Here is a 12,856-nt window from a genome sequence, read left to right on the forward strand (position 1 = left end):
CGGATGACTAACATGCAAACGATCAACATCCCGACTCGTGACGACGTTTCGCCCGAAAACCAGGCCCTGTTCGACAAGCTGAAAGCGGGCCTCGGCATGGTGCCGAACCTGTATGCAACCTTCGCGCATTCGGAACACGCACTCGGCAATTATCTGCAACTGCAGAATGCCAAAAGCAGTATCACGGGCCGCGCACGCGAAGTGGTGAATCTCGTCGTCAGTCAGGTCAATGACTGCGCGTACTGCCTCGCTGCCCACACGGTCATCGGCAAGATGAATGGATTCAGCGACGAGCAGATTCTGGAGATTCGCGCCGGCACGGCAAGCTTCGATCCGAAGTTCGATGCACTCGCCCGCCTCGTGAAAAACATCGCAGTCGAACGCGGTCATGCCGACCCGGCACTCGTCGATGCGTTCTTCGCGGCTGGCTGGACAAAGGCGAATCTCGTCGACACGATCATGGTGATTGGCGACAAGATTATGACCAATTATTTACACGCCATCACGCGTGTACCGGTCGATTTCCCGGCGGCGCCCGCGCTGCGCGCTTGATCGCCAGACGGGGAGCGACAGACCGGTTCTGGCACTCCCCGCCGCCCCGCAAATAAAGCCCAAAGTGCATCGGCTTACCCCTCAAGTTAGCTCCGTTAGCTGTCGATAAGCCGTGGGCATTGATGGCGGGAAACCCGATGACGAGCAGTCAAAAAAGCGACACACAGACGAGCGATGATAGCCATGATCCGGTCCTCAAACGACCGGCGGCGGCGTTGCGCGCGCGGCTTGTTGCGCCTCTTGCCGTTGTCGCGATTCTGGCGGCCATTGCCCTGAATACGACCCTCGCGCTCAAGCAGGTGCACGAACAGCGCAACGCGCTGACCCAGCAGCACGCGGTCGAGTCGGTCAAACAGAATCTCGACGAGTTGCAAAATACGCTGCTCGACGAGCACGAACAGCTTTACACGGTGATCGGCACGCGGCCGTTTTACCGGCGCGCGGCTTATATCTATCCGCTGCCCGCGCTGATCGACCACGCCAACGCCGCGCAGAAAACCTGCGAAGGCCGCGAGCGCTGTCTCGCGCTGCTCGACGAACTCAAAGACATGATTCGCCATCTGGGCCAGTTGAGCAATGAACTGGCGATGCGCGCCCTGCTCTATCCCGGCAGCGTGACGGTGGCGACGCCTTCGTTGGGCGAGCTCGATGCGCGCTTTTTCCAGACCATGGAAAAGATCGGCGAAATCCGCGTGGACGAGGATGCGCATCTGGAACAATCGGTCACGCAGGCGTCCAGGGATTCGCAGCGCGTCGCTGCCCTGCTGCTCGGTTCGGGTCTTGCAGCGGCATGTCTACTGCTTGCGTTTTTGCAACGCAATGCGCGCGTGACTGCCTCGCTGCGCGAAGCGTTGCGCACGGCGGACAGCAATCGGCAGAAATATCAGCGTCTGTTCCAGCAGAATCCATTGCCGATTTGGATCGTTGACGACGCAACGTCCGGTCTGGTCGCCGTCAACGACATGGCGGTCAAAGCGATGGGTTATCGCGCCGACGAAATGCTGCGCATGTCGCTCGCCGATCTGCGCATGGACGAGACCGCGCTGCACGGTGCGTCGCTCGCGCCCGGACGCGCGCAGCACGGCGGCACGGCCATCTGGGAGCATCGCACCCGCAACGGCGAATTGCGTTCGATGAATGTGTTTCACCTGCAGACGGATTTCGATGAACGCAGCGCGACGTTGTGCGTAATGGAAGACGTCACCGCGCAACTCGCGGTTCAGGCCGAACTCCAGCATCGCGCCGAATACGATGCGCTCACCGGTCTGTCGAATCGCAAGCATTTCGACGAACGCATCGCGCTCGAATTGCAACGTGCGGGCCAGTCGGCCAGAACGCTTGCGGTGATCTTTCTCGATCTCGACAATTTCAAGGAAGTGAACGATTCGCTCGGCCATCGCGTGGGCGACGCCTTGCTCGCCTTGATCGCGCGGCGTATCGAGCGCGTGGTTGGCGAGAGCGGCACCGTGGCGCGCTACGGCGGCGACGAATTCATGATGTTCTGCGACGGCACGCGTCCCTTGCTGATGCCGATGCTCGACGCGCTGCTGGCCGCCATGACCGAACCGATTCAGGTGCTCGGCCACGAACTCTTTATCGAAGCGAGTATCGGCATCAGTCTTTATCCCGTCGATGGCGACGACGCGGAAAACCTGGTGCGCAATGCCGATGCCGCGATGTATCTCGCCAAGCAAAATGGCCGCAATCAGTATCAGTTCTATCGCCCGGAATTGAGCGAAGCCGCAACTTCGCGTCTGCGCATTTCCACGCGTCTGCGCCAGGCGTTCCGCAGCGGCGGACTGAACGTGCTGTATCAGCCGCAATTCGATATGGCAACGGGCGCGATGATCGGTGCGGAGGCCTTGCTGCGCTGGACCGATGCGGAACTGGGCAGCGTTTCGCCGGCGCTCTTTATTCCCATTGCGGAAGAAACCGGGCTGATTCGCGGTATCGGCGAATGGGTGCTGCGCGAGGCCTGTCGTGAAGCGGCGCAATGGAATCGCGATCCGGCGCGGCCCACGCGCGTATCGGTCAATGTTTCGCCGTTGCAACTCGAACATGGCAATCTGATCGCGCAGGTGAGCGACGCACTCGCCGATTCGGGCCTCGCGCCCGAACTGCTCGAACTGGAAGTGACGGAAGGCGCACTCATGCGCAACCCCGAACTCACTGCGCGAACGCTCGCGACGCTGCGCGAAATGGGCGTGCGTATCGCTATCGACGACTTCGGCACGGGTTATTCGAGTTTGGGTTATCTAAAGCGCTTTCGCGTCGATCGCCTCAAGATCGATCGCGAATTCGTGCGCGAAATCGGTCATGACGCGGAAACGGAAGCCATTGCGTTGGCCGTGATTGCGGTGGCGAAGGCACTGGATTTCGAATTGATTGCGGAAGGCGTCGAAACCTACGGGCATCGCGACTTCCTGCTGCAGAACGGCTGCACGCATGCACAGGGCTTTTTATATAGCCAGGCGATAAGCGCTGGCGGGATTGCCGACATTGCCGCAAACGCGTCCCTTCTGACAACGACGCTCGCGGATTGATTTTCCCGGCAACCGGGCATGGTATTCGCGCGCGGAAACGGCGTGTGCCCGCTTTCGGAGATCGCCATGAAAATGACAGCGCCACGTTTGCGCTTCGCGCTCGTTGTCGCCAGCGCTGCGCAGATACTGTGCAGTGCGCCCGCTATCGCGCAGTCGCCCAGCACGCCAGCCGAACCGCCCATCACACCCATGGTCAAACCGCCCGCTGCCGCGCCCGGCGCCGCCAGTGCGACGAATCCCGACAATATGCCTGTCAGGAAGCCCCAGCAGCCCACCAACGATCGGATGATCCGCAGCGAACCCGCCAGCGCCGCCAAAGTAAAATAAGATCGCGGGCATGCGCACTGCGCAGGCGTAGAGGTTTTCACACGGGAGAACGATCATGCCGCTCAGCAAGGGAAAGTCTCGCGAAGCCATTTCGAAAAACATCAAAACGGAGATGAAACAGGGCAAGCCGCAAAAGCAGGCCGTAGCGATTGCGCTCAATGAAGCGCGTAAATCAGGCGCGAAGATTCCGAAGAAGCATTCGAAGTGATTCAAGTTTCATGCTGAAGCGCCAAGGCGAATCGCTCGCCAAGGCGCTTCAGACACGCAAACCTTATGCAGGCACCGATTCAGCCTGCGCAGCACGCGACCAGATACGGTGCTGCCCCGCCGCTTCAATAAACGCGTCGATCACTCGCTTCAGATCGGCGGCATCGCCCTGTACTACGCCATCCGCATGATCGGGCAGTTGCGCGGCCGCCAGCAGCAAGCGCCCCGTATCCACCGCAGCAATCGCCTTCAGATGCTTGAAAGCCTCGTTCACGAAGTGACGCGCATCGCCCGATTGCACGAGCGTCTGCGCCGCCTTCTCGCCGCCGGGGATAAACACCGCGTCGAACATGACCGAAGGCATGCCCGCTAGCGTCGCATCCGGTGCAAGACCGTCGATGGGTTCGAGCGTTGGCGCAATCAGCAGTGCGGTCGCCCCCTCCTTCGCAAACGCGTCGCGTAGTTGCTTGAGCGTCGCGCCATCCGCGCCCGGCGCACTCAGAAGCGCAATCTTGCGCGTGGCGATACCGGGCTTGACGCGATTCAACAAACTCAGCGCGGGCGAACTCGCGGGATGCGGCTTGCCAGGCTTGCGACCCGCCTTCGGCTTGCTCATACCGAGCGCCTTCGCGACCTGCGCCGCAAGATCCGCATCGATATTCACGAGGATTTCATTGACCACACGCTCGCGAATTTCCGTGCGCTTGACCTTGGCCAGTTCGAACGAATAGGCCGCAAGAATATGCGCCTTTTCCGGTTCGGACATGCTCTGATAGAACATCGTCGCCTGCGAAAAATGATCGGCGAAGGATTCGCTGCGCACTCGGACCTTTGCACCGTCCATGCGCTCCTGATAGCTTTCGAAACCGCCGTCCTTCGGCGGCGTTTCCTTCGGCCAACCCTCGCCCACCGAATTCGGTTCGTAGGATGCCTGGCCTACGTTGATCGTCTGCCGATGCATGGCGTCGCGCTGGTTATTCTGAAACGGACAAACCGGCCGGTTAATCGGAATCTCGTGAAAGTTCGGCCCGCCAAGACGGCTGATCTGTGTATCGGTATAGGAGAACAAACGCCCCTGCAAAAGCGGGTCGTTGCTGAAATCGATGCCCGGCACGATATGCCCCGGATGAAATGCCACCTGTTCCGTTTCGGCGAAGAAATTGTCCGGGTTGCGATTGAGCGTCATCTTGCCGATCAACTGAACCGGCACGAGTTCTTCGGGAATGAGTTTGGTCGGATCGAGCAGATCGAAGCCAAATTTGTGCTCGTCGGCTTCTTCTACAATCTGCACGCCTAATTCGTACTCCGGATAATCCCCGCGTTCGATCGCTTCCCAAAGATCTCGCCGATGGAAATCGGGATCCTTTCCGGCGATCTTCTGCGCCTCGTCCCAGACCAGCGAATACGAACCCAGCACCGGCCGCCAGTGCCACTTCACGAAACGCGCGTGACCTTTAGCGTCGATCAGCCGGAACGTATGCACGCCAAAGCCTTCCATCGTGCGCAGGCTTTTGGGAATCGCGCGGTCCGACATGGCCCAGATCACCGTATGCGCGCTTTCCGGCACCAGGGAAACGAAGTCCCAGAACGTGTCGTGCGCGGTGCCGCCCGTCGGCATTTCGTCGGGCGCTTCGGGTTTTACCGCGTGCACGAAATCGGGGAACTTGATCGCGTCCTGAATGAAGAACACCGGCACGTTATTGCCGACGAGATCGAAATTGCCTTCGTCCGTATAGAACTTGGTGGCGAAGCCGCGCACGTCGCGCACGGTATCTGCCGAGCCGCGCGGGCCCTGTACCGTCGAAAAGCGTACATAGACCGGCGTGGTTTTAGCAGGGTCCTGCAGAAAATCGGCGCGCGTGAGCCTGGCCTGCGATTCATAGACCTGGAAATAGCCGTGCGCCGCCGAGCCCCGCGCGTGCACGATGCGTTCGGGAATGCGCTCGTGATCGAAGTGCGTGATTTTCTCGCGCATAATGAAATCTTCGAGCAAGGTCGGACCGCGCGGGCCGGCGCGCAAACTGTTCTGGTTGTCGGCGATCTTCACGCCCTGATTCGTGCGCAGCGCTTCGCCATCGGCGTGCGCGCGGAACGTTTCGAGACTTTGCGACTTGGCGTCCACTGCGCTGGCATTCGCAGGATGCGCGGCGTTGGCCTGACTGGCTGGCGCCTTGCCAGCGGGACGATTGCGATGGGGCATGGGTGGCTCCTCAGGTTCTTCGAGCGGTTTCGGGCCACACTCAAGCGCAATCGATGTGCCGATGCCTGATTGATATCGATCCAAGCCCGATCCATACCAATCCCGCGCAAATCGGTATGGAAATTGCGCTGACGAATCACTTCAGCATGTGACGCCGCAAGCTCGCCCCCTTTCACGCAAGCTATCGAGGAACTTCCATGACCGAGCCGAATTCCACGCCATCGCACGCCGTGCCCGCGCCGCGCGATCCGCATCTTCGCGCAATGGCGAACTGCATCCGCTTTCTTTCGATGGACGCGGTCCAGCAAGCCAATAGCGGACACCCCGGCGCGCCAATGGGACTCGCCGACGTGGCAACAGTCCTCTTCAAGGACTTCATGCAATTCGACGCGTCCGATCCGCATTGGCTGGACCGCGACCGCTTCGTGCTCTCGAATGGCCACGCATCGATGCTGCTCTACAGCCTGCTCTATCTGACCGGTTACGCCGATATGACGATCGACGAAATCAAGCGCTTCAGGCAGGTTGGCAGCAAGACGGCCGGGCACCCGGAATATTCGCACGCCGAAGGAATCGAACTCACGACCGGGCCGCTTGGGCAAGGCATTGCGGAATCGGTGGGCATGGCGCTGGCCGAACGCATCATGAACGCGCATTTCGGCGACGATCTCGTCAATCACCATACTTACGTTTTTCTTGGCGACGGCTGCCTGATGGAAGGGATTAGTCAGGAAGCCATTTCGCTGGCTGGCCATCTGAAACTGAACCGGCTGATCGCGTTCTGGGACAACAACTCGATTTCCATCGATGGCGCGACCAGCCTCGCCGTCTCGGACAATGAAATCGAACGCTTTCACGCCTCGGGATGGCAAGTGCTCGACATCGACGGGCATGACACCGACGCCATTCGCAACGCAATCGAAACCGCGCGCGCCACGCACGATCGCCCGACGCTGATCGCCTGCAAGACCATCATCGGCTTTGGCTTTCCTACTAAAGCCGGCACACAGAAGGCTCATAGCGACGCGCCTGGCGAAGCAGAGATCGCGGGCGCGCGCAAGATTCTGGACTGGAATTCACCGCCCTTCGAAATTCCCGACGATTTATTGAAGTCGTGGCGCGAAGTCGGCGCACAAGGCCGCGAAAAGCGCAGCGCGTGGGCCGAGCGCGTCAAGCAGACGCCCGAGCCATTACGCAGCGAGTTCGAGCGCCGCACCGCGGGCAAATTGCCGGATGACTGGAAAAAGGCGATCACTGCGGCGCGCCAGGCATTCGTCGCCAGCGGCGAAGCGATGGCCACGCGCAAGGCCAGCGGCGACGTGCTCAATCACCTGTTCGCCGCGATTCCAGAACTGCTCGGCGGTTCGGCCGATCTCACGCCGTCGAACAATACGAAGGCTAAAAATCAGGTCGAAATCACGCCGGGCCACTATGACGGTTCCTATGTGCATTACGGCGTGCGCGAGCACGGCATGGCCGCCGCGATGAACGGCATCGCGCTGCACGGCGGCCTGATTCCTTATGGCGGCACCTTCCTGTGTTTTTCCGACTATTGCCGCCCCGCCATTCGCCTGAGCGCGATGATGCGCGTGCGCACGATCTACGTGATGACCCACGATTCGATCGGTCTCGGCGAAGACGGCCCGACGCATCAACCGGTCGAGCATCTCGCCGCGCTGCGGGCGATTCCGCAGCTTGCCGTGTATCGTCCCGGCGACGCGATTGAAACCGCCGAATGCTGGGAACTGGTGCTCGACCATCCGCGCCAGGCGGCGCTGCTCGCACTCTCGCGCCAGCCCTTGCCGCTGCTACGCCATGACGCCGATGGAGAAAACCGCTCGGCGCGCGGTGCGTACATCCTGCACGATGCCGAGGGCGGCCCGCGTCAGGTCACCTTGCTCGCGACCGGTTCCGAACTGCAACTGGCCGTCGAAGCGCGGGACGTCCTGCAGGCCGAAGGCGTGCCGACCGCCGTCGTATCGATGCCCTGCCGCCTGCTGTTCGAAGCGCAGGATCGCGACTATAAGCGCAAGGTGCTGGGCGATTCGCCCGTGAGAGTGGCGGTCGAGGCGGCGGTCGAACTGGGCTGGGATCGCTACCTCGGCACCGAAGGCCGGTTTGTCGGCATGCACAGCTTTGGCGAGTCCGGGAAAATCCAGGACGTGTACGACAAATTCGATATCACCGCGGATGCCGTCGTGCGCGCCGCGCGCGATCTGCTCAAGGAGATTGCAGGCTGATGCGCTAGCGAATCAGCACCACCGGCTTGCCGCCGAAACTGCGCTGCCGCAGTGCGTCCAGCAGATGCGCCAGATCCTCGAAGTCGCGCACCACGCGTTCCGGCGGCTGCAAACGCGCATGCGCGATGGCGGCCAGCATCTGCTCGCCTGCGGTGCGCAACTGCGTCCACGCGTCGTCGTCGCCATGCTGATGCAGCGCGCCCAGCGCCACTTCGTGCATCGACAGCGTCAAGCCGAACGGATCGCACGGCCACTGCGCCACGCGGTCCTGCACGCAGACCAGATGACCGTTCGCCTTCAAGGCATCGGCCATGCGCGTGGCGTGAGCGCCGCTCACCGCATCGATCACCGCGAAAAAGCGGCGTCCGCCCGTCCACGCGCCACTATCGGGCAAGGGTCCGTCGATGCAATCGGCTGCGCCCAGCGACTTGAGGCGATCGCGATGCCGCGCGTTCGCCATCGCCGTCACCACGAAGCCGCGCGCGGCCGCCAGTTGCACCAGATACTGGCCCACCGCACCGCCCGCGCCGCTGATCAGCAAGGTCTGGCCCGGCTTGACCGGCACTTTTTCGATCGCGAGCCAGGCCGTCAGCGCCGGACACGGCAGGCTCGCGGCGAGGTCGAAATCGAGCGTATCGGGGATGCAGAGCAGCGCGCGCACGTCGACGCGCGTGTGCTCCGCGAAGCTGCCGTGCGCGTGCAGACTCGTGTGCCAGGCCACGCGGCGCCCCAGCCAGTGCGCCGACACGCCCTCGCCCAGCGCCACCACCACGCCCGCGCCATCGACGCCCGGCACATGGCCGTCCTGCCAGTCCACCAGCGCGCCGCCCAGCACCTTCCAGTCGACCGGATTCAGCCCGATCGCGACATTGCGCACCAGCACCTGACCGGCGGCCGGCACCGGCATCGGCACCTGCTGCAGCGTCAGATCGAGCGGATTGGCGCTGCCGTGCCAGGTCCAGGCACGATGGGTCGGCGCGACCGTGTTCGTCACGATTGATACGCTCCGGCCGAATAGGTCAGCTCGTAGCTGTGGCTATAAATCTCGACGATATTGCCGAACGGATCTTCCATATAGACCATGCGGTACGGCTTCTCGCCGGGGAAATACTCGCGCACCGGCATGCGCTGCTTGCCGCCCGCCGCGACGATCTTCGCCGCCAGCCCTTCCACATCCGGGTCCTGCACGCAGAAGTGAAACACGCCGGTCTTCCAGTACTCGAAGTTGTTCTCGGCCTTCTGCGCGTTGCGGAACTCGAAAATCTCCACGCCGATACGATCGCCCGTCGACAGATGCGCGATGCGGAACGAATCCCAGCCCGCGCCGAACACATCCGTGCACATCACGCCGATGGCGCTGTCGTCTTCGGTGATGGTGGTCGGCGGCATGATCAGATACCAGCCCATGACGTCGCTGTAGAAACGCACGGCGGCGTCGAGATCGGTGACCGACAGGCCGATGTGGGAAAAGCTGCGCGGATAGGGCCGGTTCATGACAGAACACTCCTGAAAACGTTGACCCGACAAGCGTAGCGCGTGCGAGCCCACATCTGCTCTAATGGAACCTTATCGCTTTGATAAGAGTTCGTTATGCTCAATCCTCAATGGCTGCGCTCCTTCGCGGCGGTGGCCGAACTGGGCGGCTTCACGCGCGCGGCCAATCAATTAGGGCTGACGCAGGCGGCCGTAAGCCAGCACATGCAGCATCTGGAGGCCCAACTGGGTCCGTTGCTGGTCCGGCGCGGCCGCCAGATCGAGTTGATGCCGGCCGGCGTGGCGCTGCTCGACTACTGCAACGCCGTCGAACAGGCGCATAAACGGCTGCAACTGCAGCTATCCGATCGCACCGTCGACAGCGGCGAAGTCAGTCTCATCACGCCGGGCAGCGTGGGGCTCGCGCTCTATCCGCTCTTGCTGGACTTGCAGCAGGCGCATCCGGGGCTCGTGATCCGCCATCGTTTCGCACCGGACACGGAAACGCGCGAGGCCGTGCTCGACAAGTGCTATGAAATTGGCGTGGTGACGCTGCGGCCCGACGATCCGCGGCTTGCGGCCGAACCGTTTGCGGAAGAGCCGCTGGAACTGGTCGTGCCCGCTGGCGAAGACGTGCAAAGCTGGGCCGATCTCGAACGGCTCGGTTTTATCGATCACCCCGATGGCCAGGCCATGGCCACGCGGCTGCTGGCGCGGCGTTTTCCGGCCAGTCCGGGCGTGCGCGCGCTGCCCTTGCGCGGCTTCAGCAACCAGATATCGCTGATTCTTGCGCCGGTGGCGCGCGGCCTGGGTTTTACGGTGATTCCGCGGCATGCGCGCGAAGCATTCGCCGATGCAGCCGCGATCAAGGTGATCGAATGCGGCGCACCCGTAGTGGATACGCTGTGGCTGCTGCATCGCGCGGAATGGCCGCTTTCGGCGCGGGCGAAATGGGTGGTGGAGCGGATTCGGGAGCGTTTGAAGTTCAGTGCGCTCGCGCACGAAAGGAAGTAGAAAGTTGCGCGCGCATCGATATTGGCTTCGTTCGCCGCGCAGCGAAAAACGATTTTTCGTCGATTAATCTCTCACGCATCGCCTTGTCATCATCATGAAACACACGACGCGCTTCATGTAGGCCGACAACAAGAACGCGCGCGCCGACGAGAGCGGCTGCGCGCATCCGGCGCCAGCCATCGCGCCGCCTTCTCGATTAATCGTCGCCTATGGACTCTTTCGCGATGCTCCACCGCCCCGGTTCGCCGTCGACCGTCGCCACGCGCACCATCTTCGCGCATGGCCTTCCGCTTCCTTTTCGCCACGCAGCCGGATTACGCATCGATTTAGTGCTTCGAGCGCGTTGAGCACCGCTTCAGGCGCCCGGCGCGATGCAGGCCGCATCGCGCGCCACGGGCGCCGAACCGGTGCACCGGCCAATCGAGCCGCGACGCATGAGTTTGCGCGCATCGGCATGGAAGTTGCATTGCCTCTTTCAGCCCGATCACCCAGCGCAGCCATGCCGGCCTCGTTGAGCAACGCTCATGCGGCGCTCATGCAACGCTTAGCCACGTGCATCCGGCACGCGTCCTCGCGACGCGCGCCGGATGCACCGATGTTTCGATCAGGCGAATCTACCGACGCCGCGCAGCGTGCCCTTCACGGGTCCGCTGCACGCCCCGGCGGAATTCCGGCGTCACCGATCGGAGCAGCACGCTTGCGTACAACGAGCCCGCGCGGGTCAGGGACAACCTGCCAGCCAGCAGTGAACGACAGCAGCGGACGGAAGAACGGATATGACGCAAACATTCTTCAATGAGATGTTCGAGTACGGGGAGTTCGATGTTCGGGGCCTGACTGCCGCGGCGTTTCCGCAGGCAGGCGAGCCGCGCGCGCATTACCGCGAGTTTCTCGCGTGGATGCGCAGCCAGAGCGAGCATCAGATGCACAAGAAGCGCGCGGAAGCGGACACGATCTTCCGCCGCGTGGGCATCACCTTCGCCGTCTATGGCGAGAAGGACGTCACGGGCGCGGGCACCGAGCGCACGATTCCCTTCGACGTGATTCCGCGCATTTTCCAGCGCGATGAATGGACGCAACTGGAACGCGGCCTGCGCCAGCGCGTGAATGCGCTCAACCGCTTTATCCACGATATCTATCACGGCCAGGACATCGTGCGCGCGGGTATCGTGCCCGCCGACCAGATTCTGCGCAACGCGCAATATCGCCCTGAAATGCAGGGTGTAAACGTCGCGCGCGACATCTATGCGCATATCGCCGGCATCGACATCGTGCGCGCGGGCGAAGGCGAGTTCTACGTGCTCGAAGACAATCTGCGCGTGCCTTCCGGCGTCTCGTACATGCTGGAAAACCGCAAGATGATGATGCGGCTGTTCCCCGACCTGTTCGTGCGCAATCGCATTGCGCCGGTCGCGCATTACCCGGATCTGCTGCTCGATACCTTGCGCGCCGCCGCGCCCGCCGGCACCGACAATCCCACCGTCGTGCTGCTCACGCCCGGCATGTACAACTCGGCGTATTTCGAACACGCGTTTCTCGCACAGCAAATGGGTATCGAGCTGGTCGAAGGCCAAGATCTGTTCGTCGAAAACGATCACCTCTATATGCGCACGACGCAGGGACCGCAGCGCGTGGACGTGATCTACCGGCGCGTGGACGACGATTTCCTCGACCCGCTCGCGTTCCGCTCCGATTCGACGCTCGGCGCAGCGGGCCTCATGAACGTGTACCGCAAGGGCAACGTCACGCTCTGCAATGCGGTAGGCACCGGTGTCGCCGACGACAAGTCGATCTACCCCTACGTGCCCGACATGGTGCGTTTCTATCTGGGCGAAGAGCCGCTGCTCAACAACGTCCCCACGTGGATGTGCCGCAAGCCCGACGATCTGCGTTACGTGCTCGATCATCTGCCCGAACTGGTCGTCAAGGAAACGCATGGCGCGGGCGGCTACGGCATGCTGATCGGCCCGGCGGCCACGCGCGCGGAGATCGAGGAATTCCGCGCCGTGCTGATCGCGCATCCCGATAAATACATCGCCCAGCCGACGCTTTCGCTTTCGACCTGCCCCACCTGGGTCGAAAGCGGCATCGCGCCGCGCCATATCGATCTGCGGCCTTTCGTGCTGTCCGGCCAGGAAGTGCGCATGGTGCCGGGCGGGCTCACGCGGGTGGCGTTGCGCGAAGGTTCGCTGGTCGTCAATTCATCGCAGGGCGGCGGCACCAAGGACACCTGGGTGCTGGAGCGACAGGCGAGCTGAAACTCGCACACTCATCAGTAATCCGAATTAACCGGTTCAACC

General features: G+C 62.2%; 10 protein-coding genes. 7 read left to right on the plus strand and 3 right to left on the minus strand.

The genetic code is table 11. The features are described from left to right. The first annotated feature begins 12 nt into the window (after positions 1-12). The 4 genes from U5A67_RS12620 (at position 13) to U5A67_RS12635 (ending at position 3,630) form a co-directional block, all read left to right on the plus strand. The gene (locus U5A67_RS12620; protein ID WP_321814897.1) at positions 13-552 is read left to right on the plus strand and encodes a carboxymuconolactone decarboxylase family protein; all 540 of its coding nucleotides are present in this window, start codon (positions 13-15) and stop codon (positions 550-552) included. 137 nt (positions 553-689) lie between these two features. Then, positions 690-3,095 carry a putative bifunctional diguanylate cyclase/phosphodiesterase gene (locus tag U5A67_RS12625; RefSeq protein WP_321814896.1) on the plus strand — a complete coding sequence of 802 codons (2,406 nt, stop codon included), beginning with the start codon at positions 690-692 and terminating at the stop codon, positions 3,093-3,095. Positions 3,096-3,161: 66 nt separating this feature from the next. After that, positions 3,162-3,422 carry a hypothetical protein gene (locus tag U5A67_RS12630; protein WP_321814895.1) on the plus strand — a complete coding sequence of 87 codons (261 nt, stop codon included), beginning with the start codon at positions 3,162-3,164 and terminating at the stop codon, positions 3,420-3,422. Between the two features lie 112 nt (positions 3,423-3,534). After that, complete coding sequence (locus U5A67_RS12635; protein ID WP_321959713.1) at positions 3,535-3,630, plus strand: DUF6496 domain-containing protein; 96 nt, start codon at positions 3,535-3,537, stop codon at positions 3,628-3,630. A gap of 63 nt (positions 3,631-3,693) precedes the next feature. Here U5A67_RS12635 and katE read toward each other — a convergent pair whose 3' ends face one another. Next, the gene (gene katE / locus U5A67_RS12640) at positions 3,694-5,829 is read right to left on the minus strand and encodes a catalase HPII (RefSeq protein ID WP_321814894.1); all 2,136 of its coding nucleotides are present in this window, start codon (positions 5,827-5,829) and stop codon (positions 3,694-3,696) included. A gap of 197 nt (positions 5,830-6,026) precedes the next feature. On the opposite strand from katE, the gene tkt reads away from it, so the two are divergent. Further along, complete coding sequence (tkt, locus tag U5A67_RS12645; protein WP_321814893.1) at positions 6,027-8,069, plus strand: transketolase; 2,043 nt, start codon at positions 6,027-6,029, stop codon at positions 8,067-8,069. 4 nt (positions 8,070-8,073) lie between these two features. Here the strand turns inward: tkt and U5A67_RS12650 are convergent, their stop codons facing one another. Further along, complete coding sequence (locus U5A67_RS12650; protein WP_321814892.1) at positions 8,074-9,063, minus strand: zinc-binding dehydrogenase; 990 nt, start codon at positions 9,061-9,063, stop codon at positions 8,074-8,076. Further along, positions 9,060-9,563, minus strand: coding sequence for a lactoylglutathione lyase family protein (locus U5A67_RS12655; RefSeq protein ID WP_321814891.1), 504 nt, complete (start codon positions 9,561-9,563; stop codon positions 9,060-9,062). The genes U5A67_RS12650 and U5A67_RS12655 overlap by 4 nt, the downstream gene beginning before the upstream one ends. A gap of 96 nt (positions 9,564-9,659) precedes the next feature. On the opposite strand from U5A67_RS12655, the gene U5A67_RS12660 reads away from it, so the two are divergent. Together U5A67_RS12660 and U5A67_RS12665 are read left to right on the plus strand one after the other, a co-directional pair. Next, a complete protein-coding gene (locus tag U5A67_RS12660) occupies positions 9,660-10,556 on the plus strand; it encodes a LysR family transcriptional regulator (RefSeq protein ID WP_321814890.1) in 897 nt (298 codons plus the stop codon). A gap of 776 nt (positions 10,557-11,332) precedes the next feature. Continuing rightward, the gene (locus tag U5A67_RS12665) at positions 11,333-12,814 is read left to right on the plus strand and encodes a circularly permuted type 2 ATP-grasp protein (RefSeq protein WP_205981035.1); all 1,482 of its coding nucleotides are present in this window, start codon (positions 11,333-11,335) and stop codon (positions 12,812-12,814) included. Positions 12,815-12,856: the final 42 nt, after the last annotated feature.

Source organism: Paraburkholderia sp. J69-1, assembly GCF_905220255.1.
In the GTDB taxonomy this organism is placed as follows: domain Bacteria; phylum Pseudomonadota; class Gammaproteobacteria; order Burkholderiales; family Burkholderiaceae; genus Paraburkholderia.